At 68.1% G+C, this 25,398-nt stretch carries 27 protein-coding genes; 14 read left to right on the top strand and 13 right to left on the bottom strand.

Translation table 11 applies throughout. The features are described 5' to 3' along the window. Nucleotides 1–34 precede the first annotated feature (34 nt). Nucleotides 35–1,537 (bottom strand): ammonium transporter, encoded by a 1,503-nt coding sequence (locus tag FHG66_RS09960; RefSeq protein ID WP_139076606.1) that lies wholly within the window; start codon nucleotides 1,535–1,537, stop codon nucleotides 35–37. A gap of 28 nt (nucleotides 1,538–1,565) precedes the next feature. Further along, entirely contained in the window at nucleotides 1,566–1,904 is a 339-nt protein-coding gene (locus FHG66_RS09955) for a P-II family nitrogen regulator (RefSeq protein WP_139076605.1), read from the bottom strand. Nucleotides 1,905–2,167: 263 nt separating this feature from the next. On the opposite strand from FHG66_RS09955, the gene FHG66_RS09950 reads away from it, so the two are divergent. Beyond that, nucleotides 2,168–4,402: a transglycosylase domain-containing protein gene (locus FHG66_RS09950; RefSeq protein WP_139076604.1), complete on the top strand. Its 2,235-nt coding sequence runs from the start codon at nucleotides 2,168–2,170 to the stop codon at nucleotides 4,400–4,402. Between the two features lies 1 nt (nucleotide 4,403). On the opposite strand, the gene FHG66_RS09945 is transcribed toward FHG66_RS09950, so the two are convergent. From FHG66_RS09945 to FHG66_RS09935, 3 genes are all read right to left on the bottom strand, one after another. Continuing rightward, the gene (locus FHG66_RS09945) at nucleotides 4,404–4,793 is read right to left on the bottom strand and encodes a hypothetical protein (protein ID WP_139076603.1); all 390 of its coding nucleotides are present in this window, start codon (nucleotides 4,791–4,793) and stop codon (nucleotides 4,404–4,406) included. A gap of 62 nt (nucleotides 4,794–4,855) precedes the next feature. Beyond that, nucleotides 4,856–5,458 (bottom strand): MlaC/ttg2D family ABC transporter substrate-binding protein, encoded by a 603-nt coding sequence (locus FHG66_RS09940; RefSeq protein ID WP_139076602.1) that lies wholly within the window; start codon nucleotides 5,456–5,458, stop codon nucleotides 4,856–4,858. Further along, entirely contained in the window at nucleotides 5,455–6,189 is a 735-nt protein-coding gene (locus tag FHG66_RS09935) for an MlaA family lipoprotein (protein ID WP_139076601.1), read from the bottom strand. Before FHG66_RS09935 ends, FHG66_RS09940 begins: the two co-directional genes overlap by 4 nt. 123 nt (nucleotides 6,190–6,312) lie before the next feature. On the opposite strand from FHG66_RS09935, the gene FHG66_RS09930 reads away from it, so the two are divergent. The 7 genes from FHG66_RS09930 to FHG66_RS09900 all read left to right on the top strand — a co-directional run bounded on the left by FHG66_RS09930 (nucleotide 6,313) and on the right by FHG66_RS09900 (nucleotide 12,809). Next, complete coding sequence (locus FHG66_RS09930; RefSeq protein WP_139076600.1) at nucleotides 6,313–8,052, top strand: type I secretion system permease/ATPase; 1,740 nt, start codon at nucleotides 6,313–6,315, stop codon at nucleotides 8,050–8,052. Further along, nucleotides 8,049–9,353, top strand: a complete 1,305-nt coding sequence (locus FHG66_RS09925) for an HlyD family type I secretion periplasmic adaptor subunit (protein ID WP_139076599.1) — start codon at nucleotides 8,049–8,051, stop codon at nucleotides 9,351–9,353. The genes FHG66_RS09930 and FHG66_RS09925 overlap by 4 nt, the downstream gene beginning before the upstream one ends. A 70-nt stretch (nucleotides 9,354–9,423) precedes the next feature. After that, the gene (locus FHG66_RS09920; protein ID WP_139076598.1) at nucleotides 9,424–9,885 is read left to right on the top strand and encodes a RidA family protein; all 462 of its coding nucleotides are present in this window, start codon (nucleotides 9,424–9,426) and stop codon (nucleotides 9,883–9,885) included. Continuing rightward, a complete protein-coding gene (locus FHG66_RS09915) occupies nucleotides 9,882–10,634 on the top strand; it encodes a glycerophosphodiester phosphodiesterase family protein (RefSeq protein WP_139076597.1) in 753 nt (250 codons plus the stop codon). The genes FHG66_RS09920 and FHG66_RS09915 overlap by 4 nt, the downstream gene beginning before the upstream one ends. Continuing rightward, complete coding sequence (locus tag FHG66_RS09910; RefSeq protein ID WP_139076596.1) at nucleotides 10,631–11,812, top strand: GNAT family N-acetyltransferase; 1,182 nt, start codon at nucleotides 10,631–10,633, stop codon at nucleotides 11,810–11,812. Before FHG66_RS09915 ends, FHG66_RS09910 begins: the two co-directional genes overlap by 4 nt. 3 nt (nucleotides 11,813–11,815) lie before the next feature. Continuing rightward, nucleotides 11,816–12,436 (top strand): glutathione S-transferase family protein, encoded by a 621-nt coding sequence (locus tag FHG66_RS09905; protein WP_139076595.1) that lies wholly within the window; start codon nucleotides 11,816–11,818, stop codon nucleotides 12,434–12,436. After that, on the top strand, nucleotides 12,429–12,809 hold the full coding sequence (locus tag FHG66_RS09900; RefSeq protein ID WP_139076594.1) for a 4a-hydroxytetrahydrobiopterin dehydratase: 381 nt from the start codon (nucleotides 12,429–12,431) through the stop codon (nucleotides 12,807–12,809). The genes FHG66_RS09905 and FHG66_RS09900 overlap by 8 nt, the downstream gene beginning before the upstream one ends. 69 nt (nucleotides 12,810–12,878) lie before the next feature. Here the strand turns inward: FHG66_RS09900 and FHG66_RS09895 are convergent, their stop codons facing one another. Further along, nucleotides 12,879–13,370, bottom strand: a complete 492-nt coding sequence (locus FHG66_RS09895) for a peroxiredoxin (RefSeq protein WP_139076593.1) — start codon at nucleotides 13,368–13,370, stop codon at nucleotides 12,879–12,881. A gap of 74 nt (nucleotides 13,371–13,444) precedes the next feature. Between FHG66_RS09895 and FHG66_RS09890 the strand changes: the two genes are divergently transcribed. Further along, on the top strand, nucleotides 13,445–14,656 hold the full coding sequence (locus tag FHG66_RS09890) for an NAD(P)/FAD-dependent oxidoreductase (RefSeq protein WP_139076592.1): 1,212 nt from the start codon (nucleotides 13,445–13,447) through the stop codon (nucleotides 14,654–14,656). 10 nt (nucleotides 14,657–14,666) lie between these two features. Then, nucleotides 14,667–15,230 (top strand): 16S rRNA (guanine(966)-N(2))-methyltransferase RsmD, encoded by a 564-nt coding sequence (gene rsmD / locus FHG66_RS09885; RefSeq protein WP_139076591.1) that lies wholly within the window; start codon nucleotides 14,667–14,669, stop codon nucleotides 15,228–15,230. Here the strand turns inward: rsmD and FHG66_RS09880 are convergent. Together FHG66_RS09880 and FHG66_RS09875 are read right to left on the bottom strand one after the other, a co-directional pair. Beyond that, on the bottom strand, nucleotides 15,227–16,186 hold the full coding sequence (locus FHG66_RS09880; RefSeq protein WP_139076590.1) for a BadF/BadG/BcrA/BcrD ATPase family protein: 960 nt from the start codon (nucleotides 16,184–16,186) through the stop codon (nucleotides 15,227–15,229). The two genes, rsmD and FHG66_RS09880, sit on opposite strands and share 4 nt — an antisense overlap. A gap of 63 nt (nucleotides 16,187–16,249) precedes the next feature. After that, the gene (locus tag FHG66_RS09875) at nucleotides 16,250–18,382 is read right to left on the bottom strand and encodes a lytic transglycosylase domain-containing protein (RefSeq protein WP_139076589.1); all 2,133 of its coding nucleotides are present in this window, start codon (nucleotides 18,380–18,382) and stop codon (nucleotides 16,250–16,252) included. Nucleotides 18,383–18,562: 180 nt separating this feature from the next. Here FHG66_RS09875 and dapA point away from each other — a divergent pair, with 180 nt between their 5' ends. Next, entirely contained in the window at nucleotides 18,563–19,435 is an 873-nt protein-coding gene (gene dapA, locus FHG66_RS09870; RefSeq protein WP_139076588.1) for a 4-hydroxy-tetrahydrodipicolinate synthase, read from the top strand. On the opposite strand, the gene FHG66_RS09865 is transcribed toward dapA, so the two are convergent. The 4 genes from FHG66_RS09865 to hspQ form a co-directional block, all read right to left on the bottom strand. Continuing rightward, nucleotides 19,432–20,079, bottom strand: coding sequence for an RluA family pseudouridine synthase (locus tag FHG66_RS09865; protein WP_139076587.1), 648 nt, complete (start codon nucleotides 20,077–20,079; stop codon nucleotides 19,432–19,434). The genes dapA and FHG66_RS09865 overlap by 4 nt on opposite strands. 61 nt (nucleotides 20,080–20,140) lie before the next feature. Then, nucleotides 20,141–20,815, bottom strand: coding sequence for a GFA family protein (locus FHG66_RS22755; RefSeq protein WP_342777486.1), 675 nt, complete (start codon nucleotides 20,813–20,815; stop codon nucleotides 20,141–20,143). A gap of 47 nt (nucleotides 20,816–20,862) precedes the next feature. After that, nucleotides 20,863–21,321 (bottom strand): GAF domain-containing protein, encoded by a 459-nt coding sequence (locus tag FHG66_RS09855; RefSeq protein ID WP_139076586.1) that lies wholly within the window; start codon nucleotides 21,319–21,321, stop codon nucleotides 20,863–20,865. A gap of 227 nt (nucleotides 21,322–21,548) precedes the next feature. Next, a complete protein-coding gene (gene hspQ / locus FHG66_RS09850) occupies nucleotides 21,549–21,875 on the bottom strand; it encodes a heat shock protein HspQ (RefSeq protein ID WP_139076585.1) in 327 nt (108 codons plus the stop codon). Between the two features lie 229 nt (nucleotides 21,876–22,104). Between hspQ and FHG66_RS09845 the strand changes: the two genes are divergently transcribed. The 3 genes from FHG66_RS09845 to FHG66_RS09835 are packed head-to-tail and all read left to right on the top strand — an operon-like array spanning nucleotide 22,105 to nucleotide 24,802. Further along, on the top strand, nucleotides 22,105–22,686 hold the full coding sequence (locus FHG66_RS09845; protein ID WP_139076584.1) for a transglycosylase SLT domain-containing protein: 582 nt from the start codon (nucleotides 22,105–22,107) through the stop codon (nucleotides 22,684–22,686). 53 nt (nucleotides 22,687–22,739) lie between these two features. Then, nucleotides 22,740–24,158, top strand: a complete 1,419-nt coding sequence (locus FHG66_RS09840; RefSeq protein WP_139076583.1) for a sensor histidine kinase — start codon at nucleotides 22,740–22,742, stop codon at nucleotides 24,156–24,158. Continuing rightward, entirely contained in the window at nucleotides 24,149–24,802 is a 654-nt protein-coding gene (locus FHG66_RS09835) for a response regulator (RefSeq protein WP_139076582.1), read from the top strand. Before FHG66_RS09840 ends, FHG66_RS09835 begins: the two co-directional genes overlap by 10 nt. On the opposite strand, the gene FHG66_RS09830 is transcribed toward FHG66_RS09835, so the two are convergent. After that, nucleotides 24,799–25,275 (bottom strand): hypothetical protein, encoded by a 477-nt coding sequence (locus FHG66_RS09830; RefSeq protein ID WP_139076581.1) that lies wholly within the window; start codon nucleotides 25,273–25,275, stop codon nucleotides 24,799–24,801. The two genes, FHG66_RS09835 and FHG66_RS09830, sit on opposite strands and share 4 nt — an antisense overlap. Between the last annotated feature and the right edge of the window lie 123 nt (nucleotides 25,276–25,398).

Genomic DNA, 25,398 nt, shown 5'->3' with positions numbered 1-25,398 from the left:
CGGAGGGGAGGACTCCGCCCGCCGGACCAGGAGGTCACATGTTGTAGGCGGGCTCTCCATGCTCGGCGAGGTCGAGCCCCTCGCGCTCCACGTCCTCGCGCACCCGCAGGCCCATCAGCATGTCCACCAGTTTGAACAAGATGAAGGAACCAATGCCCGAGAAGGCCAGGGTGAAGAGCACCGCCTTGAGCTGCGCCGTGATCATGAAGCCGAAGTCGTAAGCTCCGACCTGCAGCGTGCCGGGGACGCTCAGGTAGTCGGGGATGCCTGCGCCGCCCAGGGCCGGGTTCACGAGGATCCCGGTCGCCAGCGCACCCACGATGCCGCCGATCCCGTGGATGCCGAAGACGTCGAGGCTGTCGTCCAGACGGAGAGCCGCCTTGAGGTAGGCCACGAAGAAGAAGCACACGAGGCTCGCGACGATCCCGAGGACGATGGAGCCCATCGGCCCGGCAAAGCCTGCGGCCGGGGTCACCGCGACAAGGCCCGCGACCACGCCCGAGACGAGGCCCAGGAGCGAGGGATGGCCCTTGAGGAACCATTCCGCGAACATCCAGGCCACGCCGGCTGCCGCCGCCGCAACGAAGGTGTTGATGACGGCCAGCGAGGTGATCGAGTTCGCTTCGAGGTTGGAGCCGGCGTTGAAGCCGAACCAGCCCACCCACAGCAGCGCCGCGCCGATCATGGTCATGGTAAGCGAATGGGGGGCGAAGTTCTCGCGGCCGTAACCCACCCGGCGCCCGAGCATGAGGCAGCCCACGAGACCGGCAACGCCCGCGTTGATGTGGACCACGGTGCCGCCCGCGAAATCGAGCGCGCCCCAGTTCCACAAGAGGCCGTTCGCGGCAAGGTTCGCCGCGGCGGTATCGGCAGCGGCGGTGTCGCCAGCAGCCTGGGCGATCAGCAGGGCGGTCTGCTGCTCGGCCAGGAAGTCCGGGCCGCCCCACCACCAGACCATGTGGGCCATGGGGAAGTAGATGAAGGTCACCCAAAGGATGATGAAGACCAGCAGCGAAGAGAACTTGATCCGTTCGGCGAACGCCCCGACGATTAGCGCCGGCGTGATGCAGGCAAAGGTCATCTGGAACGCGACAAAGGTGAACTCCGGCAGGTAGATGCCGTTCGTGAAGGTGGCGACTACCGTGGTCGCGTCCACGCCCCGCAGGAAGGCCTTGCTGAACCCGCCCACGAAGCTGTTCCAGGCACCGCCGTCCGTGAAGGCCATCGAATAGCCGTAGGTGACCCACAGGATCGAGACCACAGCTGTGATGGCGAAGACTTGGGTGAGTACGGACAGCATGTTCTTGGTGCGCACAAGGCCACCGTAGAACAGCGCAAGGCCCGGGACGATCATCAGGAGCACCAGCACGGTGGCCATCGTCATCCAGGCCACGTCGCCCTTTTCCACGATCTGTTCGTAGGTATAGGGCGCGATCGCCGTTGCGGACGCGTCGGCCGCCTCCTGAGCCCAGGCGGGGGCTGCGGCGAGGGCCGCGCCCAGGGCCGCAAGGCCGGAAAATGTCTTCAGATTCGTCATTGTCCCTTTTTCCCTGACCTCATGCCCCTCAGAGGGCGTCCTCGTTGAGCTCGCCCGTGCGGACGCGCAGGGCGGCCTCCACGTCGACCACGAAGATCTTGCCGTCGCCGATCTTGTCGGTGCGTGCGGTGCGCGCGATGGTGGACGTGACCTGATCCACCAGCACGTCGGGCACCACGATCTCGAGCTTGACCTTGGGCACGAAGGCGACGGCGTACTCGGCCCCCCGGTAGATTTCGGTGTGGCCCGACTGAGCTCCGAATCCCTTGATCTCCGTCACCATCATCCCGCGCACGCCCACGGTGGTCAGTGCCTCGCGCACCTCCTCGAGCTTGAACGGCTTGATGGTCGCGATGATGAGTTTCACGTCCCTGTTCCCTTGCGTATGTCCGCTCAAGGGAACCAAGACCGTCGCAGGGCTTCGGGAGCAAGGACAGGCCCGGAACCGGAATGGCGACCTCTGCGAGTACCGGTCCAGAAACGCACATTTTGTGCGCGATGCACGATTTATGTGCATCTGAGGGATGATCACGTCGCGGTGAGCACGCTACCCCCCTTCGACACCCAGTCCGTTCCGGGTTATGGTCGCTGCTCAAAACGAGGGTGGCCGCTCCAGTCGGCCGGAGGCGCATGGGCAGACAAGGTTCAGGCAAGACGCCGCTGGTGGCGGAACGGCGGTATGGCGGCGCGCCGACCCAAGAAGAGCGCACGCGGGCCAGGAAGAAGGCGCCGCCCGCCGCACCTCGGCGCAGGCGGGGCCCGATCCGCTGGGCTCTGGACCTTTTGGGCGGAGCCTTGTGGCTGGTCGTCCGCGCGCTCTGGGCCGTGGGCTGGCGCCTTGGAGCGGTGAGCGCCATCGTCCTGGGGATCGCGGTTGCCTATGATGCCGCAAGGCTGCCCCAGGTCAGCGCCTTGGTGGACGGCCGGGCACGCGGCTCCGTCACGCTTCTGGACCGGTCGGGAGAGCCGTTTGCTTGGCGGGGCGACCAGTTCGGCGGGATGATCACCACGGACGACGTTTCCCCCCATCTGGTCAACGCCGTCGTGGCCACCGAGGACCGGCGTTTCCGCTGGCATTTCGGCATCGACCCCCAGGGCATCGCGAGCGCCATGCGCATCAACCTAAGCGAGGGGCGCGGCCCCTTGTCCGGGAACGGCGGCTCGACGATCACGCAGCAGACGGCCAAGCTTCTATGCCTCGGGCTACCCTTCGACCCGGACGAATGGGAGGACGAAGCCGCCTACGAGGCCGACTGCCGTCGGACGACGCTGGCGCGCAAGGCGCAGGAGGCCGTCTACGCGATGGCCATGGAGTTGCGCTATTCCAAGGACGAGATCCTGACCATCTATCTCAACCGCGCCTATCTGGGCGCGGGCACGCGGGGCTTCGAGGCTGCGGCGCAGCGCTATTTCGGCGTGTCGGCCAAGGATGTCACTCCCGCCGAGGCGGCGATGCTGGCGGGGCTGCTCAAGGCCCCCACGACCTATGCGCCCACCAACAGCCTCGACCGGGCCCGCGACCGCGCCAATGTCGTGATCGGCCTGATGGAAGATCAGGGCTATCTCGATGCTGCGCAGGCCGAGGAAGCCCGCGCGAATCCGGCGCAGTTGTCGCCCGCCGCAGCGGCCCGTTCGGGCGGAGCCTTTGCCGACTGGGTGATGGACTCGGGGCCCGAGTTCTTCACCCGCGACACGACCGAGGACGTGACCATCCGCACCACCCTCGACCCGCGTATTCAGCGGGCTGCCGAGGAGGCGCTGGCCGATGTGTTCGAGTCCCAGGTGCGGGCCGGCAGCAAGGCCGAGGCGGCCATCGTCGTAATGAGTTCGGACGGGGCGGTGCGCGGCATGGTCGGCGGGCGCGAGGCGGGTGCGGGCCAGTTCAACCGGGCCACCATGGCCCTTCGGCAGACCGGGTCGAGCTTCAAGCCCTTCGTCTATGCGGCGGCTCTCGATCTCGGGATGCATCCTCTGGACCTGATCTCCGACACGTCGATGTGCCTGTCGATCGCGGGCTCGGGCAACTGGTGCCCCGACAACTACGACCATCAGTTCAAGGGCACGATCACCCTGACCCAGGCCATGGCCGAAAGCCGTAACATTCCCGCCGTCCGCCTGTCCGAACAGGTGGGCCGCGAAAGCGTCCGCAACGTTGCGGCGCAGTTCGGGATCGAAGGCGACCTCGCGCTTGGCCCGGCGCTGGCGCTGGGTGCCTCCGAATCGACTCTGCTGGAGATGACGGGGGCCTATGCCGGCATCCTGAACGGCGGGTCGGCGGTGACGCCCTACGGCCTTCTGGACCTCACGCTTCATGGCGAGGAGACGCCGCTCATGGGCCAGGGTGGCGGCATCCGCGAGCGGGTGATCCAGGAAACGGCGGCGCGCGAGCTCACCTGGATGATGTGGCGCGTGGTCGAGGATGGGACCGGCCAGCGGGCCCGCATCCCCGGCTGGCAGATCGCGGGCAAGACGGGCACGACCCAAGCCGCGCGAGACGCGTGGTTCATCGGCTTTTCGGCCGATTACGTGACGGGCGTCTGGATGGGCTACGACGACAACACGCCGCTCAAGGGGGTGACCGGCGGGGGCCTTCCGGCCGACATCTGGCGCGAGACGATGACCCGGGTGCTGGAGGGCGAGACGCCCCGGCCCCTGCCCATGGCGCCTCCTGCCGGAGGTGGTGGGGGATTCGTCGATCCGAACGGCCTTCTGGCCGACGGTTCGGGCGAGCCATTCGCGCCTACCGGCGATCCGGCGACGGACGCAGCGCTGGCCGCGGCCTTCGGAACCCCGGCCCCTGCCGGCGAGCAGCAGGAGCAGGATGCGGTGCTCGATGCGCTGCTGTCGATCCTGTCGGGGCAGTAGGTCAGTCGGAGGCGTCTCCGGGCGCCTCCTCCGCTGAGGCCTTTTCGTCCGAGGCGGGACAACGATCATACCGGAAGGCGTAGCCCCGCCACATCAGGTAGATTCCGTCGCCCTCGGCCGCATCCATCAGCATGGCGCGCTCGGTCCAGGTCTCGCCCTCGCCGCTGCATTCCATGACATAGAGGGTCGCATCGAGGTCGAGCACGTCCACCGGGTCCGTCATCCGGCACGTGGACTCTACGCCGTGAAGCACCCCCTCGGCGATGCGGAGCACCCCCGCCTCGTCCGAACAGTTGGCTTCGGCCGAGAGGCGGTAACGTCCATCCCAGGGCAGCGCAGCCGCAAGTTGCGGCGCGATCAGGGCTCCCAGCGCAAGGACACGAACGGGCATGGAACGGCTCGGGTCACCTGCCGTGGGATATGGGGCATCTGGCGGGCCGCGCCAGCCCGGCCCTACATCCGGGACAGGTCCGCGATGAGACGTTCCAGGTCGCCGCCCCGCTGGTCGAGCATGGCCTGCACTTCGGTCCGCTCGGACAGGAGCATGTTCACGCCCTCGATGATGATGTTGAAGAACTTCGGGGAGCCCGTCGCCGTCGACACCCAGAAATCGACCCGGAAGGGAGCCTCGTTCACGAAGACGGCGGTGGTCTGGACCTCCACGCCGTTGGGCACGGCGCGGGCGTCCTCCACGACGATGTCGCCGCCGATGAATTCGCGGAACCGCGAGCCGTACTTGCGAGCAACGTAGTTCGAGAAGGCCTGGGTGTAGCGGGCCAGCTGGTCGGGGGTCGCGGCCCGGGCATCCGCGCCCAGAGAGTAACGGGCGATCGTGGGCGCGTCGGCGTAGGCTTGGAATATCTGGGCGAACTGCCCGATCATGGCATTCTCGGCCGCGCCGCTGGCAATCACGGCGTTCACCTCCGCCACCAGCCGATCCACAAGCGCGCGCGACGTCGCAAGATCCTGGGCCATGGCGCGGGGCGCTGCGCCGATGACCAGGGCCAGCGCGGCCCCATGCCCGAGCAGGGCGCGACGGGTGATCGAGACGGTCATTGCTGATCCTCGTAGGGATTGAAGTAATAGTCCTCGTCAGCGGCCGAGGGAGCCTCGCCCAACTCGTAGCGGCGATTCTGAAGATAGATCAAACGCGCCTGGGCATAGCTGTCCGCGCTGTCGTACAGGATCTCGTCGAAGGTGCTGCCGAACTGCCCACGCTCGACGACCTGCTCGGCCACCTTGGCGGGGAAGGACAGTTCCCGGACGGACTCGGCCACGCCGTCGAGCCGGTCGAGGGGGTCGATGACAAAGTCCACCACCCGGCCGGCGGCATCCCGCTCGGTCGAGGGCCCAAAGCCCGGCAATTCAAGATAAGCTCCCTCGGGCACGCCCCAAACGGCCAGGGTAGCGCCGAAGTCGGTCTCGACCTCCCGAAGCCCGATGGCTCCCGCAGGGTCGGCCAGCCCCAGCACGCCCACTGTCGTATTGACGACGAAGCGCAGGGTATTCCGCGCCGCGCCATCGATATTCCCCTGAAGCAGGTTGTTGACCACCGTCCCGGGCAGTCCTGCATTGTTGGAGAAGTTGACGACCGGCTGGAGCGAACCGTCCGGAGCGCCGGATGCCGTTCGGCCGAGGGGCCGCAGCACGGCTTGGTCCACAGCCTTGTTGAGGGCATGAACCCGGCGGTTCAGGCCTTCGTAGGGATCGTTGATCCCGCCCTTGGGTGGCGCGGCGGAGCATGCCGCCAGAAGCGAAAGCACGAAAACTTGAAGCAGGCGGTTCATTGACTACTCGGGGCTTACGACAGGGTCAGTCTCTGGTATAGCGGGCGCCACGCAACGGGCGGAACCCCCCGAGGCATCACGATTGAACCCTGCGTTGAAACTGCGCGGGTGGTTGAGGGGAACATGGCCAAGGACGACGCTGCCGCGCGAGGCGCGGCTGAACTCAGGGCAGCGCGAGCGGAAAGCCGATGGCTTTACTGGTCCGTGGCGATCTTCAGCTTCTTCGTGAACATGCTGATGCTCACCAGCCCGCTCTACATGATGAACGTGTATGACCGGGTCCTGGGTTCCCGCTCCTTCGAGACTTTGGTAGCGTTGTCGGTGCTGATGGCCTTCCTTTATGCCTGCATGGGCGTGCTGGACTATGTCCGGGGCCGGGTCATGGGGCGGATCGGCGCGCGGTTCCAGGCCCGCCTCGACCGGCGCGTCTTTTCCGCGGCCTTGCGGGCGCCTTCCCTCGCCCGCGCCCAGCGCGAGGCCCAGTCGGGCCTGCGCGATCTTGAAGGCGTGCAGAAGGCCCTGACCTCGCCGGCGATGATGGCGATGTTCGACTTGCCGTTCGCGCCCATCTTCTTTGCAGGCATCTTCATCTTCCATCCCTGGCTGGGCTATCTCGGGCTGGGTGGCGCGGCGGTGCTGATCGTGCTGGCGCTGGCCAACCAAGCGTCCACGCGCCGCCCCTTGGAAGTCGCTGCCCAGACCACGATGGCAGCCGAGTCCATGGGCGCGCAGGTTCGCAGCGAGGGCGAAACGATTCAGTCGCTCGGCATGCGCGACGCGGCCTTCAACCGCTGGCAGCAGGCCCGGGGCCGCTCGCTCGATGCCTCGATCGCGGCGCAGGACGCGGGCGGCAGCTATGCGGCGATCATCAAGGCCGTACGGATCTTCCTCCAGTCGGCGATGCTGGGCCTGGGGGCCTTTCTCGTGCTCGAAGGCTGGGCGACCGGCGGCGTGATGATTGCGAGTTCCATCCTGCTGGGCCGCGCCTTGTCGCCCATCGAGATGATCGTGGGCCAGTGGGCAATCATTCAGCGCGGACGGGAGGGCTGGCGCAACCTGTCCGTCCTTCTGGGCGAGGTGCCCGAAGAATACAAGCGCACTGCCCTGCCGCGCCCCAAAGGGCGGCTCGAACTGGAGCAGGTCACCGTCATCCCTCCCGGTGAACAGCAGGCCACCCTGCGGATGGTGTCCTTCAAGGTCGAGCCCGGTCAGGCCGTGGGGGTGATCGGCACGTCCGGCGCGGGCAAGTCCACCTTGGCGCGTGCGATCACTGGCACCTGGCGCGTCGCCGGCGGCAAGATCCGGCTGGATGGCGCGGCGCTGGACCAGTACGACCCGGACGTCCTGGGCAAGTACGTGGGGTACCTGCCGCAGCGCGTGTCCCTGTTCGATGGGACCATCAAGGAAAACATCGCTCGTCTGTCGACGGCCCCCGACGACGCCGAAGTGGTCCGCGCCGCGCAGGCCGCTGCGGCGCATGAGATGATCCTGCGCCTGCCCGATGGCTACGACACGCGGGTGACCGCGAACGGCGGACGGCTCTCGGGCGGACAGATCCAGAGGATCGGCCTGGCGCGCGCGCTATACGGCGATCCGGTGATCGTGGTGCTCGACGAGCCCAACTCGAACCTCGACAACGATGGCTCTCTTGCGCTCAACGCCGCCATCAAGACCCTCAAGGAGCGGGGCGCCGCAATCCTGATCATGGCCCACCGTCCGGCCGCGATCCAGGAATGCGACCTGCTCCTGATGATCGAGGGCGGGGCGCGCCGCGCCTTCGGCCCCAAAGAGGAGATCCTTCGCGAAATGGTCGCCAACCATCGTCAGATCGCGGCCCAAGGCCCGGCGGGAGGCGTGACATGAGCGCCGCCACCGATGCCCGCTGGTCGGCGCGCTCCCCGCTCCTGACCGGAAGCCTTGTCCTCGCCCTCCTCGTCGGCGGGTTCGGGGCCTGGGGGGCCACGACGCACATCACCGGGGCGGTCATCGCCCATGGCCGGGTCGAGGTCGCTCAGAACCGGCAGGTCGTCCAGCACCCGGACGGCGGCGTCGTGGCCTCCATCGAGGTCGAAGAAGGCCAGCGCGTCGAGCAGGGCGACCTGCTCATCCGCTTGGACGCGGAACAGCTCCGGAGCGACCTCGCGGTCACCGAAGGCCAGCTGCTCGAGATCCTGGCCCGCCGCGCCCGCTTCGAGGCTGAGGAAGGCGAGCACGACCAGCTCGTATTCAATCCTCTCCTCCGCGATTCCAAGAACCCTGTCGCGGCCGAGCTCATGCAGGGCTCCGAGCGGCTGTTCCGGGCCCGCAAGGAAACGGCCGAGCGCGAGGCCGAACAGTTGGCCCGCCAGCGCGACCAGACCGCCGACCAGATCGAAGGGATCAAGGCGCAACAGGCCGCCACCGCGACTCAGCTTGAGCTGATCGAGCGGGAGCTGACCAGCCAGCGGTCGCTCTTTGATCGAGGCCTTGCTCAAGCTGGGCGCTTGCTGGAGCTTGAACGCGAGCAGGCCAACCTCATGGGCCGGCAGGGTGAGCTGACGGCCTCTGTTGCACAGGCCGAGGGCAGGATCACGGAGATCGAGATCCAGATCCTCCGCATCGAGTCGCAAGGGCGCGAGGAAGCCTCCTCGGCGCTCCGCGATCTGGGCTTCAACCAGATTGAACTGTCCGAGAAGCGCATGGCCCTGCTGACCCGGCTGGACCGGCTCGACATCCGGGCTCCGGTGTCGGGGATCGTCTACGGGCTTGCCGTGTTTGCGCCTCGGTCGGTGATCCGTCCGGCCGATCCGCTCCTTTATCTCGTGCCGCAGGATCGTCCTCTGGTCATCTCTGCCCAGGTCGAGCCCATCCACGTCGATGAGGTTCATGTCGGCCAAGAGGTGACTCTCCGCTTCTCGGCCTTTAACCAGCGCGAGACACCCGAGCTCAAGGCACGGGTCATGTCCGTCTCGGCGGACGCCTTCCAGGACCAGAACTCGCGCATGTCCTACTATCGCGCCGAGGTGACGATCGAAGAAGGCGAGATGGCCAAGCTCCCCGAGGGCCTTAGCCTCATTCCCGGCATGCCCGTCGAGGCCTTCATCCGGACGGGGGAGCGCACGCCCCTGTCCTTCCTCACGAAGCCGCTGACCGACTACTTCGCCAAGTCCTTCCGCGAGACCTGATGGACGAGACGTGATGGACGGGCCCCCTGCCCCGGGCTAGCTTGCCCGCCGGACAGGCAGGGGGACCACCATGATCGATGTAGAGGAGCGGCTGCGTGGATTGGGGCTGGACCTACCTGAACCCGCCGCGCCACTGGCCGCCTATGTGCCTTTCGTCCGGGCCGGCGACCTGCTCCATGTCTCGGGGCAAATCGCACGCGACGGCGGCGGCGTCATCCAGGGCACGCTGGGTCAGGACATGGACGTCGAAAGCGGCGCGCGCGCGGCGCAGTCCTGCGCGCTGCATCTTCTGGCCCAAGCTCGGGCTGCCTGCGGGGGCGAATGGGGCCGGCTGGTGCAGGTGGTCAAGCTGACGGGCTTCGTGGCCTCCGCGCCAGGGTTCTTCGACCAGCCCAAGGTGATCAACGGCGCCTCCGAACTAATGGTCGCGGTGCTGGGCGACGCAGGCCGGCACGCCCGTTCGGCCGTCGGTGTCGTGGCCCTGCCGCTTGGCGCGGCGGTCGAGGTGGAAGGGGTGTTCCTTCTGCGATGACGCTGCCACATGCATTTCTCGCACGGCCGATCGCGCATCGGGCGCTGCACGACATTCAGGGCAGCCGCCCCGAGAACAGCCGCGCGGCCATCCGCGCCGCCGTTGAGGCCGGTTATGGCATCGAGTTTGACCTCCAGCGGTCGGCCGACGGGGTGCCGATGGTCTTCCACGACGAGGCGCTCCTGCGGCTCACCGGGGTGGAGGGGCTGGTCAAGGACCGCACGGCCGAGGAGTTGGGCCGTCTGACCTTGCACCATGGCGAGGAGGGCATCCCGACGCTGGCCGAGGTCCTGAGACTGGTCGCGGGCCGGGTGCCGCTGCTCATCGAGGTCAAGGACCAGACCGGCGTGCTGGGTCCGGTGGACGGGCAACTGGAGGAAGCGACCGCACGGGCCCTGCACGGCTACGAGGGACCGGCGGCGCTGATGTCCTTCAACCCGCATTCAGTGATCGCGCTGCGCCATCTGGCGCCCGACAGGCCCCGCGGGCTCACGACCGAGGCCTACGATCCGAAGGATTGGCCCGGGCTTCCCGAGGAGGTCTGCGCGCGCCTGCGGGAGATCCCGGACTACGAGACGGCGGGGGCCTGCTTTGTCAGCCATCAATACCGCGATCTGGGGCGGGCGCGGATCGGCGAGCTGAAGGCGGGCGGTGCGGCGGTGTTGTGCTGGACGATCCGGTCCGCCGAGGCGGAGCGGGAAGCGCGAGCCCTGGCGGACAACGTGACCTTCGAAGGTTATCTCGCGTGACGACGCTGGAAGTCAGCGTCCATGACCGCATCGCCGAGATCGCGCCCGAGGTCTGGGACGCCTGCGCCTGCCCCGAGGCGGCGGATGGCGGGCGGCCGCTGGACCCGTTCACCACACATCGGTTCCTTCTGGCGCTGGAGGACAGCCGCAGTGTCGGGGGCAGGTCGGGGTGGCAGCCCCGGCACCTGTCGGTCCAGATGGGAGGCGAGACCATCGCAGTGGCCCCGCTCTACGCCAAGAGCCATAGCCAAGGGGAATACATCTTCGACTGGTCCTGGGCCAATGCCTGGGAGCGGGCGGGCGGGAGCTACTACCCCAAGCTGCAGATGGCGGTTCCCTTCACGCCGGTGACCGGCCGGCGCTTCCTGTGCCGCCCGGGTCACGAGATGGCGGGCCGGGCGGGTCTGGTGCAGGCCGCGGTCAAGATCGCAGCCGACAACCACCTGTCCTCGGTCCATGTCACCTTCTGCACCGAGCAGGAAGCCGAGGCCGGGGAAGCCATGGGCCTCCTGCCCCGCGCGTCCCAGCAGTATCACTGGGAGGATGAGGGCTATGGCAGCTTCGATGGGTTCCTCGGGGCCCTGTCGTCCCGCAAGCGCAAGACCATCCGCAAGGAACGGGCCGAGGCGCAGGGCTTTGGGGGCGAGATCGTCGCCCTGACCGGCGAGGCCATCGAGAAGCGCCATTGGGATGCGATGTGGCGGTTCTACCAAGACACCGGCGCGAGGAAATGGGGCAGCCCCTACCTGACCCGCAGCTTCTTCGACCTGGCGGCCGAGCGGCTGCGCGACGACTGCCTCCTGTTCTTCGCGACGCGGAACGACCGGCCCGTGGCGGGGGCCTGGAACTTCGTGGGCCGGGACACGCTGTTCGGCCGCTACTGGGGCGCGACCGAGCATATCCCGATGATGCATTTCGAGCTTTGCTATTATCAGGCCATCGATTGGGCCTTGGCGCACGGTCTGTCCCGCGTGGAGGCGGGCGCGCAAGGGGAGCACAAGATCGCCCGCGGTTATAAGCCGGTGATGTGCCATTCGCTCCACTGGATCGGGGACGAGCGGTTCCGCGCCGCCATCGCGGATTTCCTGGACCGGGAGCGGGAGGCCGTGGGAGAAGAGATCGAGGTGCTCACGGCCTTGGGCCCGTTCCGGCGCGAGGCCCATGTCGAACAGGACTGACCTATGGCTCTGACGCTTTACACCAACCCGATGTCGCGGGGCCGCATGGCCCGCTGGATGCTGGAGGAGGTGGGCGAGCCCTACGAGGCCCGCATCCTCGACTATGGCCCGATGATGAAGGCGCCGGAGTACCGGGCGATCAACCCGATGGGCAAGGTGCCGACGCTGGTCCATGACGGGACCGTGGTGACCGAGGTGCCCGCGATCCTGTCCTATCTGGCCGAGGCTTTTCCGCAAGCGAACCTAATGCCGGAGGATCGGGCAGGCTTCTATCGCTGGATGTACTTCGGGGCGGGGCCGCTGGAATACGCGGTGACGAACCGGGCCCTGGGCTTCGAGGTGCCGGGCGAGCGGCGCGGCATGATCGGATATGGCTGCTTCGACGACGTGATTGCGACGCTGGTCGGGCATCTGGATGGGCGAAGCTACTTTTGCGACGACCGCTTCACGGTCGTGGACGCCTATGTCGGCGCGCAGATCGGCTGGGGGCTGATGTTCGGCTCGGTGCCATCGGAGCCGGCCTTTGTCACCTACTGGGACCGGATCAAGGAGCGTCCGGCCTTGCGGCGGGCCGCAGAGATCGACGACAGGCTCTTGGCCGAGAAGAAGGCCGAGAATGCCTGACCTCCTGAGCGAGGCGGAGCGTCAGGAGCTGCTCCCGCCCCTGGGCGAGGCCGGATGGGGCGCGGACCCGGACACGGACGCGCTGCGCAAGATCTGGAAGTTCCGCAGCTTCTCCGAGGCCTGGGCCTTCATGAGCCGGGTGGCCCTGCTGGCCGAGAAGCGGAATCATCACCCCGACTGGCGCAACGTCTACAACGTCGTGGACCTGCGGCTGACCACGCATGACGCGGGCGGGCTCACGCGGCTCGACACCGACATGGCCGCAGTGATCGACCGGTACGCCGGGGCGGCCGAGGTGCAGCGGGACCTGGCGCAGGAGATACAGTGCCTGTGCCAGGTGCAGCGCCCCGGCCACTCCAACGGGCCGGCCTAGGGCGTCGGCCCATGCCCGAACCCGGCCAACCGGCCGGGCCAGAACGGCAGCCGCTTGCGGGCCGACAGGTCAGCCCATGGCGGTCAGCATCGCCTCGCCGGCGGTGGCTTCGCAGACGCCGGGGCCCGCCTCCTCGTGCCAGATTTCCACCACCCCATCCACGACCAGCGCCGAGAACCGGCGCGAGCGGCGGTGGAAGCCGACCTGCGGCGCATCGAAGGCCGTGCCCAGGACCTCGATCCAGTCGCCCGAGGGGTCGGCAAGCATGGTGATGCCCGCCGAGGCCGCCCCGGTCGCCTCGCCCCAGGCCTTCATCACCCAAGGATCGTTGGCCGCCACGCAGATGACCTCGTCCACGCCCCGCGCGGTAAGGGAAGGCATCACCCGCATGTAGCTGGGCACATGCGCCGTCGAGCAGGTGCCGGTGAAGGCGCCGGGCAGCCCGAACACGACCACCCGCCGACCGGCGAACAGGTCGCGCGTGTCTACGCCGTCCACGCCGTTCGCACCCATCTTCAGAAGCTTGCCCTCGGGCATCCGTTCGCCAGCCTTGACCGCCATGGGAATCCTCTTTTGCGATTGCGCGTGCAGCAAGGGAGGATAGGTTGCCTGCCGTCAAGCGGGAGGGGGGCGGCATGACCCATGTTGTGGTGGTGGGTGCGGGCCAAGCGGGGCTGGCGCTGACGGCGCGGCTGCGCGAGGACGGCTTCGACGGCCAGATCACCCTCATCGGGGCCGAGCCCCACCCCCCCTACCAGCGCCCGCCGCTGTCCAAGGACTACCTGCTGGGCGAACTGGCGCGTGAGCGGCTCTATCTGCGGCCCGAGAGCTTCTATGCCGAGCAGGGTATCGACCTTCGCCTGGGGGCCGAGGTCGCGTTCATCGACACCGGACGCAGGGAGGTCAGCCTCGTCACCGGCGGAGTGGTCCCTTACGACGAGCTGGCGCTGACCACCGGCTCCACCCCCCGCCGGCTTCCAGCGGCGATCGGGGGCGACCTCGACGGCGTTCTGGTCATGCGCGACATCCGCGACGCCGACCGTCTGGCACCCGAGCTGGCAGAGGGCAAGCGCGTCCTTGTCGTGGGGGGCGGCTATATCGGCCTCGAGGCAGCGGCGGTCTGCGCCAAGCGGGGGCTGGCGGTCACGTTGGTCGAGATGGCCCCCCGCATCCTGCAGCGCGTGGCCTCGCCCGAGACCTCCGACTATTTCCGCAGGCTCCACGCCGCCATGGGCGTGACAATCCGCGAAAGCGTCGGCCTTGAAGGGCTGCTGGGCGAGAACGGCCATGTGCGAGGCGCGGTGTTGTCCACCGGTGAGGAGATCCCCGTGGACCTCGTGCTGGTCGGCGTCGGCGTGGTGCCGAACACCAAGCTGGCGGAGAGCGCGGGCATCGAGGTGGAGAACGGCATCAGGACGGACGAATACGGGCGCACCTCGGCCCCGCATGTCTGGGCGGCGGGGGACTGCGCGTCCCTGCCCCATGGGGACGGGCGAATCCGGCTGGAGTCGGTGGGCAACGCCATCGATCAGGCCGAGGCGGTGGCCCGGAACATCATGGGGGCGAACACGCCCTATGTTGCCCAGCCCTGGTTCTGGTCGGACCAGTACGACACCAAGCTGCAGATTGCCGGGCTCAACACCGGCTATGACCGGGTCTTCGTCCGGGAAATCGGCGGCGGCCTGTCGCACTGGTACTACTCCGGGGACCGACTGGTGGCAGTGGACGCCATGAACGACTCGCGCGCCTACATGATCGGCAAGCGGCTCCTGGAGGCCGGGAAGTCGCCCGCGCCGGAGGTGGTCATCGACCCGGCCACCGACCTCAAGGCGCTGCTCAAGGCATGAGGCCTCGCTGGTGAGGATCGTCGGTGGCGCCAACCGGGGCCTGAAGCTTGCCGAGGTCGGCGAGGGCGACGCGGCAGCGCATCTGCGACCCACGAGCGACCGGGTGCGCGAGGCGATCTTCAATCTGCTGCAAGGCGGACGCTTCGGCGACTCGGTGCCGGGCGCGCGCGTGCTCGACCTGTTCGCCGGGACCGGCGCCCTGGCGTTGGAGGCCCTGTCGCGGGGCGCGTCCGAGGCGGTTCTGGTGGAGCAGGGACGCGTGGGCCAGCGCCTTATTCGAGAAAACCTCCGCTTGGCCAAGCGCGATGGACAGGCGCGGCTCCTGTCGCTGGATGCGACCCGCCTGACCGCTAACACTGAGCCGCCCTTCACCCTTGTCTTCCTGGACCCGCCTTATGGGAAAGAGCTTGGGACGCAGGCGCTTGGGGCGGCACTCAAGGGGGGCTGGCTCGCGCCCGAAGCGGTCGTGGTCTGGGAGGAAGCGGGGCCGATGATGCCGCTGCCCGGAACCGGACTTCTCGACCGCCGAAGCTATGGCGGAACGACCGTGACGCTCCTGCGGGTCGAGGGCTAGGTCCAGGCCCGCAGTTGGGCATCCACCCGGGCAGCCCAGGCACGGTCCGGGTACCATCCGGCCCGCCGTGCCGCCCGCAAGAGGCCGCCGCCCAAGGTCGTCATCTGCGGAGGAACGGGGGGCCGGCCAAGATCGCGGGCCACTCCGTCGCGCAGCAGCACGCTTCGGAAGGCGCCGCCAGCTGCGACCCAGGACATGGAGGCACCAAGCCCAGCCCGCGCCGCCGCGACGCGGGCCATGCGCGCAAGCTCGGCCGCCGCGCGCCAGAGCAGGCGCTGCGCGGGCTCATGGCCTTGCGCGGCCAGCTCGTCCACGATGCGCGCCACTGCCGCTACGGCCGAGCGTGGCGTCCCCGATTGGACCATGAGCCAAGTCAGGGGGGCAAAGTCGCCCTGCGCCTGGGGGCCAAGCCGGAGCACGAGTGCCCGGGCAAAGAGGACAGCTTCTGGCGCGCGGCCGTCGAGAGCCCGTGTGGCCAAGGATAACGCCTCGCGACCGATCCAGGCGGCGCTGCCCTCGTCCCCGAGCACATCCCCCCATCCGCCCACGCGCACGACCCCTTGCGGACCGCGAGCCACGGCCATGGACCCCGTCCCCGAGAGAACAAGCACGCCCGCGCCATCGCCGAACGCGCCAAGATGGGCGAGAGCCACGTCGTTCATGGGCTCGTAGGGAACGGGCAGCGTGCGGCGCAGCAGGTCACGCGTGGCCGCGTCGTGGGCCGGCACCTCGCCATGCCCCGGCAACCCGAGGACCACGGCGGCCAGACCGCCCGGCCTGTGCAACGCCCGGTTCAGGCTTTCGCGAAGCACCTGATCCCAGCCGGGGCCGTCCTGGGGGTTGCAGCCGCGCCCTTCGGGCAGAATGGTCAGTTCGGCGCGCCGATCGGCCAGAGCAATCGCGGTCTTGGTGCCGCCGCCATCGAGCGCTGCGACCCATGCGCCCCCGTTCGCCATTCACGCCCCCTGCCGCTGTGCAAGGGCAGAGTGGCACGAAGCGGTCAGACCCGTCAGCCCGATTCAGCCCTCGTCGGGACGAGCCAGGGGACGGAGCCGGGCTTGACCATCGACCTCGATGGCAGCTTCCTTGGCAATGGCACGCGGCGCCGAAGAGGTGGATATCCGCTCGACCGGCATCAGATCGGCCGTGGCGACCAGGAATGGCCGCGCCAAGGGTCGGATATGCGGTGGTTGCCCCCTGAGCAGGGCTGTGAACTGCACCGGCCCTGTCACCCCGGTCAAACGGGCCCGATAGATCGGGATCGATTCGGCGACGCGCATCACGTAAGTGCGGGTCTCGGCGAATGGGATGTGCTCGATCCAATCGACGACATCCACCTCGGCGTCGCGGATGTCGCCGCGCTGGCCCATCCACTGACGGGGCCGACCGGGACCGGCGTTATAGCCGGCCGCGATCAGCACTGGCGAAGTCCCGAACATCTGCTCCAGCATGGCGAGGTACTGCGTGCCCAGCGTGGCGTTATACTCCCAGTCGGTGAGCCGGTCGCGCGAATAGGGCAATCGCAGGTCGCCCGCGACCTCGCGCGCCGTGGCGGGCATGAGTTGCATCAAGCCCTGCGCACCGACCGGCGATGCGACGCCCGCGTTGAACTCGGATTCGCGCCGCGCGATGGACAGCGCCAGTTCAGGCTCGACCGGCCAGTCCTGCCGGGCCATCGGGTGGAGCGGGAAGTATGCGGTCGGGATCACGACCCCGCGCTCCACGGCGGCCTTTCCGGCCAGAACGGCCATGTAGGGTTCCTGCATTTGCTCCAGCAGGTTGCCAAGCTGCCCCATGCCCGTTCGGTCCAGCGTCCGAGCAAGCTGGAGCGTGAAGCGAAGGGCGTCGTCACGATCCCCCGCGGCAAGCAGCAGCAGCATGGCCTGCGTCAGGTCACCCGCCATGGCTGGTGACTTGCGCCAGTCCCCGAAGTCCTCCTGCCCCGTCAGGCGCGGGTCCAGGGACAAGCCCAGACGCTCGGCCGAAAGAAGCCCGTAGAAGGCAGTCTGATGGCGCGCGCCCCGTGCATAGGAAAAGGCTGCGGCGTCGAAGACTCCGATCTCATCTTCGGCCCGCCCCTGCCAGTATGCAGCGCGCGAGGCGGCGATGGGGCCCTTGACGGCCTTCTCAGAGGCCTGGAAATGCGCGAGCGCACGCTCGGGATCATCAAGATAACGCAGGCTCAGATAGCCGGCCAGCCATTCAAGATCGGCGTAAACGTCGCTCGGCTCGGAAAGGTGATGGCTCGCTGCCAAGTCGTAGGCTTCCTGCGCGCGCCCTTCGCGCATGAGCCAGCGGACGATCTGCGCACGCCACGCGGCCCAGCGGAAGGGCTCGCCCAGATCCTCAGCCGACTTGCTCCGCGCCTTGAGGATCGCCAGCGCCTCGCTGTAGTCGCCGTCCTCGGCCAGATGGTTATAGCGGTCATAGGCCAGGCCCGGATCGTCCCGGAGACCGCCCGGAATCTTGGCGATCAGGTCGCGGGCGTTGCCGCCCCGGATCAGCGCCATGCGCGCCCGCACTAGGGCGCGCCGCTCATCGGGCAGCAGCGACAGCATCCGCTCGGCGTCCGAAGTGCGCCAGCGCCAGAGCATGGCCTCCGCGCGCTGCGCGTGGAGCGGCTCGAGCCAATCGCCATAGGCCTGGACCAAGGCGGCCTGTCCGGCGTCGTTGAGCGGCTGGGTCAGCCACACCTTTTCCAGCATGGCGCGGGCGTCGTCCTCGCGCCCTTGGGCCACCAGCGCACGCGCCAGGGCGCGCGCCCCCTGCCCCGTCTGCGGCAAGGCTTCGCCGAAATAGGTCAGGACCTCATCGGGCGAGGCACTGGCGGGGATCGACGTCTCGCCGTTCGCACGCAGGCTGTCCAGATCGGGCCAGTCCGGATGCTCGGTGATGAAGGTCGCGTATTCGTGGAACTCGCCCCCGGAGTCGCGCAGCGCCTGCCAGTCAAGGATGGCCTCGACCACCGGTCCTCCATCCTCGGCGGCGGCGAAGGCGCTTTCCCAGTCGCCGGACCGCGCCTCGCGCGTGGCCTCGCGCAGAGCCGATACGGCGGTCGATTCCGCCATGGCCGCACCTGCGGCGATGGACAGAACAAGGGAGGACGCCGCCAGGCGCCGGAAGGCAAAGGCAGGGAGTTCCGAGAATCGCATGGGGCGCCTGGTCCGGGAGAAGGATTCGAGGGAATTCCATCTCAGGGTTGCAGGCGTGCCGTCAACGAACAAGTCACTAACTTGGCAGTCGGCGGAAAACCGTCTAGGGGTTCCCGCGCCGTGATGCCGGGGTCACACCGCCCCGTTCCGTCTGGTGGATCAACGGAAAGGATCGCCGAAATGTTCCAGGGCTCGCTTCCCGCCCTCGTCACCCCCTTCCGCGATGGCAAGCTCGACCTGGATGCGCTGAAACGTCTGGTGGAATGGCAGATCGCCGAAGGCTCGCACGGGCTGGTGCCCGTGGGCACGACCGGCGAAAGCCCGACCCTGAGCCACGAGGAACATGATTTCGTGGTCAAGACGGTGGTCAAGCTGGCTGCCGGGCGGGTGCCGGTGATCGCAGGCGCCGGGTCGAACAACACCATCGAGACGGTACGGCTCGTGGAGGCGGCCAAGCGCGCGGGCGCGGCGGCGGCCCTGGTTGTTACACCGTATTACAACAAGCCCACCCAGGCGGGCCTCATCGCCCATTTCCGTGCCGCGGCCGAGGTGGGCCTTCCCATCGTGATCTACAACATCCCCGGTCGGTCGGTCGTGGATATGACGCCTGTCACCATGGGTGAACTGGCCCGGCTCCCGATGATCGTCGGCGTCAAGGACGCGACCGGCGACCTGAGCCGCGTGCCCAAGCAGCGGATCACCTGCGGCACGGACTTCTGCCAGTTGTCGGGCGAGGATGCGACCGCACTGGGCTTCAACGCCCATGGCGGGCGGGGGTGCATCAGCGTGACCGCCAACGTCGCGCCGCGTCTCTGCGCCGAGTTCCAGGAGGCGACGCTGCGCGGCGACTACAAGAGCGCCCTGGACTACCAGGATCGGCTCATGCCGCTGCACGAGGCGATCTTCCTGGAGCCGGGCGTGGCCGGGGCAAAGTACGCGCTGTCGGTCCTCGGGCTGTGCTCGGAGGAGGTCCGCTCGCCGCTGCTGCCGCCGACCGGCCGCGTCAAGGACGCGATTCAGGCGGCGATGCGGCACGCGGGCCTGATCAACTAGAACGGCGCGGGCGCGGCGATGCGCAGGGTCCGCCCCCCGTCGGGGTGGCGGACCTGAAGGCTTTCGGCGTGGAGCATCAGGCGCTCGTAATTCTCGCGCGCGGGCCCTTCGGCATAGAACGGGTCGCCCAGGATCGGGTGACCCAGCGATGCCATGTGGACCCGCAACTGGTGGGAGCGGCCCGTCTCGGGGTGGAGCCGAACCCGCGTCTCGCCATCACCGCGCTTGAGGACTTTCCAATGGGTCACGGCGGGGCGGCCGTCCGGGTGGATCATCTGCTTGGGGCGGTTCGGCCAGTCCACCATGATCGGGCGGTCCACCGTGCCTTCCTTTTCGGCCATCTCGCCCCAAAGCCGGGCGACATAAGCCTTTTTCGTCGTCCGCTCCTCGAATTGCCAGCCCAGATGCCTTTGGGCGAGCGGAGTCAGTGCGAAGACCATCACGCCCGAGGTGTCGCGGTCGAGCCGGTGGACCAGCAGGACGGTCGGGAACACCCTACGCACCCTCTCGATCAGGCAGTCGGCCAGGTGCTCGCCCTTGCCAGGGACCGAGAGGAGGCCCGCAGGCTTGTCCACGAAGACCAGTTCGTGGTCGTCATGGAGGATCCTGAGCGGGTCTTGCGGCGGGTTATAGGTGGCGTCCATGGCGGGCATCTGGCTGACGAGGGCGCTGGTGGCAAGGGTAGCCGCTGCTAGTGGGCCCGGTTCAAGCCGGGCCAGCGCCGGGATAAGCCCGGGACTGGGCTGGCAGCGCGTAGTAGTCGCCCTTGTAGGCCGTGAAGATGTGCAGGTCTGGCCTGTGGCCCCCGAGAAGGTCGAAGAGCCCGATATAGACCGATCTGAGACCCTCGGCCCCGTCGAAGGCGATCTTGCTGCCGCAGTGAGGGCAGAACCGACGAACAGCGCCCCCAGGGCTGCGATAGGTCGCAAGGTCCCCTTCCATCCGCGCGCGGCGGTCGGGGTCGTCCAGGCTGAAGGGCAGATGGCCCGACACCTTGCGGCACTGGACGCAATGACAGGCCGTCACCTCACCAGAGTTATCCTCCAGGGTCACGCTGACTTCGCCACACAGGCAGGTCCCCTGGACCGGACCTTGGGGCAAAGGCAGCACGTCCGTCACGAACAGATGCCGCGTCACTGTCAGGCCAGTTGGCCCATCCACCGCGCCGAGCCCAAAGGCGATCTCGCCCGACCCGTCGGCCTCCCAGAACAGGTAGGCTCCGCACTCAGGGCAGAAGCCCCGCCGGGCCTTGGGGCTGGCAGCGAACCAGCGGACTGGCCCCTCGATCTCCAGAGCTTCGCGCGCGATGTCCGCCGAGGCCCAGACCCCGCCGGACTGCCTTCGGCACTGGGAGCAGTGGCAGAAGGAGGTCCGCCGCACGTCGCCGCGAACCTCGAAGCGGACAGCGCCGCAATGACAGGAACCCTTCACGACACCCGGGAAAAGGCAGCGGCCAGAATCGTCTGGAGCCCCCGCGCGTCTGTCTCATCAAAAGCGGCGGCTTGGTCGCTGTCGATGTCGAACACGCCGATCAGACGCCCCGCGCCGTCCAGCACCGGGAGCACGATCTCGCTCCGGGTGGAGGAGGAGCAGGCGATATGGCCCGGAAAGGCCTCCACGTCAGGGACGAGTTGGATCTCGCCCGTGCGGGCGGCTGCGCCACAGACGCCCCGCTCGAACGGAATCACGAGGCAGCCATGCCCGCCCTGGTAGGGACCGATCTTGAGCAGACCGGGCGCGACCACCCGGTAGAAGCCGGTCCAGTCGAAGCGGTCATCGGCATGGTGAACCTCGCAGGCGACGGTCGCCATCAGGGCCACGGCGTCGTCCTCACCCTCCGTCAGGGCGAGGATGTTGCGACGCAAGTCCTCATAATCGACGCGCATGGTGCCTCCGGTCCGGATCGGTCTGCATCACGCCTGGGCGCAGGAGCAAAGGCAAGACCTGTTTCCGTGCACGCAACGCTGTGGGCATGAGGCGCCTTGGTGCCGCCCGATTCCTTCCCCAGCCGGGCCCGGTCGCCTGGGCAGGGTAGCTGCACGGCATGGCTTTCCCGGCCCGGATGACGCAGCCCCCACCGCGTGATCCAAGCCGGGGAAGCGGCCGGACCCGATCAGTTGAGCTGCGCCTGAAGCGCGTAGTGCCCATCCTGAAACGGTCCGAACAGGTCGCGAAGGTCTGGATGCTCCACCGGTTGGCCCGAATTGTCCGGCACGAGGTTCTGTTCGGACACATAAGCCACGTAGGCGCTCTCGTCGTTCTCGGCGAGGAGATGGTAGAAGGGCTGATCCCGGCAGGGCCGGACATCTTCGGGGATGGCCTGATACCAGTCCTCGGTCCTGGAGAACGTCGCATCGATGTCGAACACCACGCCCCGGAACGGACGCGTCCGATGGCGGAGCACTTGGCCCAAGTTGTACTTCGCGACGGTGGTGCGCATGATCCGGCCCTCTCAGCTCGAATAAGAAGCCTCAGTCTCTGAAAAGTCCACAATTTTGCCATGTTTTGGTCATGAAACACTCCGTGTCGTTGGCGTTAACAGTCGACCGCAGGCCTTCGGTTCGGGCCCTGCATGAGCAAACCCGGTTTCCTGCCGCCTGCTCTTGCGCTAGACTGGCCGCAACAACAGGCGGGGCCGACCCCGTGGACGAGTCGAGGGACATCGGGCGATGAGCAAGCAACTGCGCGTGTTGGCGCTGGTCCTCCTTGTGGCGGCCTGCGGCGGCAATCGGGAGTATTCCGCGCCCCGTGACCTGGACAACGCCTGCCGCATCCTGGAGCAGCGGCCTTCGTACCAGCGGGCCTTCCGCGCCACCGAACGCCAGTGGGGCGTTCCCGTCGCGGTCCAGATGGCCATCATCTACCAGGAATCCAAGTTCATCGGGAACGCACGGACGCCGCATCAGTACGCCCTGGGCGTGATCCCGGTGGGGCGCCAGTCCTCGGCCTATGGCTACAGCCAGGCGCTGGACGGCACATGGGCCGAATACCAGCGTGCGCGGGGCGGCGGGCGGCGGGACGACATCTTCGACGCGACCGACTTCATGGGTTGGTACATGGCGCAAACCACGGCCGAGCTGGGCGTCCCGCTCAACGACACCACCAACCAGTATCTGGCCTATCACGAAGGGCGGTCGGGCTTCGCGCGGCAGAGCTACCGCGAAAAGGCTTGGCTCATGCGCGTCGCGCAGGATCTGGGCGAACGCGCGGCCATGTACGATGCGCAACTTCATTCCTGCCGCCGCGCCTGAGCGTCGGACCAAAGACCGTTTCGCCCGCCCCACCGCCGGGCGATAATGGGGCCATGACGATCGTCGCGACCAGCCCGGACAGTTCCGACAGTCTGGCGGCCCGGTGGAGCCGCCTGTCGCTGGCCACGCGATTCGCGGTGGCCTCGAGTGTCGTGCTGGTCTTGGCGACCCTGGCCATTGGATCCATCCTGACGGCACGGCTGGAGGAGGCCGTGACGCGCAACTCGGCCAATGCGACGGCGCTGTATATCGACAGTGTCATCGCACCCATCAGCCAGCAGCTGTCAGCCTCACCCGAGTTGTCGCCGGGCGCACGGCGGGCCCTTGAGGAAATCTTCGTCAACACCCCCTTGGGCGAGCGAGTCGTTTCCTTCAAGTTCTGGAGCGGCGACGGAACCGTCATCTGGGCCGAGAACGACGCGATCATCGGACGCAACTTCGGCCTGACCGACGATCTACGCGAGGCCTGGGAAGGGCAGGTCGTCGCCTCGTTCGACGAACTCGACGAGGAGGAGAACAGCGCCGAAGCCGCTTTGGGCCTCCCGCTGCTGGAGATCTACTCCCCTATCCGCGAAGTGTGGTCGGGGCGGGTCATCGCCGTGGCCGAGTTCTACGAGGTCGCGCCTGAACTGGCGCGCGACCTGCGAGCGGCGCAGGCCGGCGCGTGGGGGGCCGTGGCGGCGACCACCCTGCTCCTCGGCTCGATCCTTTATGGCATCGTTCTGGGGGGAAGCCGCACCATCGAAGCGCAGCGACGCGCCTTGGACCAGCGCCTTGTGGAACTGCGGGAGCTGTCGACCCGCAACTACGAACTCCGCCTTCGCATCCAGGCCGCGGCAGGACGCGCGGCAGCGCAGGCCGATCGGACCATGCGCGGCATCGGCGCGGACCTCCATGACGGGCCGGCCCAGCATCTGGCCTATGCGGCGCTCCGGCTTGACGCCCTCCGCGATCGGCTAGGCGACCAGGCCGCCGAGACCGACCTCGATCGGGTGGCCGCGGCTATTTCTGAGGCGATGGCCGAGGTGCGGGCTCTGTCGCGGGGACTCCAGCTTCCCGACATCGCCGCCCGGCCGGTGGCAGCAATTGCCGGCGGCGCAGTGGAGGCCCATGAAGCCAGGACCGGTCAGGCTGTCAGCCTCCGCGTCCAGTGCGCCGACGATCCGAACCTGGGCCCTGCCGCGCGGATCTGCATCTTCCGGTTCGTCCAGGAAGGCTTGGGAAACGCCGGCCGCCACGCCGGAGGCAAGGCGCTCGAAGTGGACCTCGCTTGCACCGTTGGCGAACTGACGCTGGCCGTGCGCGACAGGGGTCCCGGGCTGCCGCCTGATCCCCGGACGGGTGGCATGGGCCTCGCGGGCCTGCGCGACCGTGTCGAAAGCCTGGGCGGCAGCTTCGTCGCACGGGCCCGCCCCGAGGGCGGGGCCGAGATCATCATGACCCTAGAGACCGGAGGGCCCGCATGGACCTGATCCGCATCGTCGTCGCCGACGATCATCCGCTCTACCGCGACGGGGTGACCCGCACCCTCGCCGAATCGGGCCGATTCGCGGTCGTCGCGGAAGCCGCGTCCGGGCCTGAGGCTGAAGCCGCCATCCTGCGCGAAAAGCCGGATCTGGCGCTTCTCGACATTTCCATGCCCGGCGGCGGGATCGCGACGCTGCGACGGATCATGCTGCTCGACCAGCCACCCCGCTGCGCCATGCTCACCGTGTCGGAGGAAGACGACGACGTGATGCAGGCGCTCAAGGCCGGCGCGTCGGGCTACATCCTCAAGGGCGTGGGCGCGCGCGAACTGGTGGGGATCGTGGCGGACCTGGCCGAGGGACGGACCTATGTGGCCCCGTCCCTGGCCATGAAGGTGCTGGCCGCGCTGAACGCGCCGCGGGCGCAGAAGGTGGCGACCCCGCTCGATACACTGACCAAGCGCGAGGAGGACATCCTGCGGCGCGTGGCCGAAGGCAAGAGCAACAAGGAGGTCGCGCGCGACCTCGATCTCCAGGAAAAGACGGTCAAGCACTACATGACCGCCATCCTTCAGAAGCTTCAGGCCAGGAACCGGACCGAGGCCGCTCTAATCGCCCGGGAAGGCTGGCCCGAGACCCGCAAAACCTAGCGGAGTGCGATCATCCGGGTGAAATCGTCCGCCGTCGCGGTCCGGCGCACGACCAGACGGCTCTGGTGGTCGATGAGCTCGTAGCGACCGCTGACGATGCGTTCGACCCAGCCATCCGAGTAGCGGACCGTGACGTCGCGCAGGCGCTGGCCATTGTCGCGTGATCCCCCCTCGCTGGTCGGGCTGCCCTCTCGCGCGCCCGGCCCCTGACCACCGGCGCGCCCATGATCATCGCGATCGTCAGGTCCATCATCCCCGCCCCGTCCACGTCCGCGACCACGGCCTTGGCCGTCTCCATCGTCGCGGTCATCGTCGTCGCGGTCTCTGCCGTTGCCGCGGCCACTGTCGTCCTCTCCGTCCCGCGCCCAAGCCGGACCAGCCCCCCAAAGGCCGGCCGGTGTCGCCCCAAGCACCAGGGTCCAGCCAAGGAGGCCGAGAGCGTGGCGGCGGCTTTGGAGAACGGGCGGGGTCATGGCGGATGCGCTCGGGGCCAGGGGTTCTTCACCGTCAATGTAGCATCCTGCATCGGCTTCACACGACGGACCAAAGTCCCGTTAACGGGCCTTCTGCCCGCCCCAGACCAAGGTCCGATCCGA

It is taken from the genome of Rubellimicrobium rubrum (assembly GCF_006152115.1).
Classification (GTDB): Bacteria; Pseudomonadota; Alphaproteobacteria; order Rhodobacterales; family Rhodobacteraceae; genus Rubellimicrobium; species Rubellimicrobium rubrum.
Note: the sequence above shows the minus strand (reverse complement) of the source record. Positions and strands in the feature narration are given on the sequence as shown.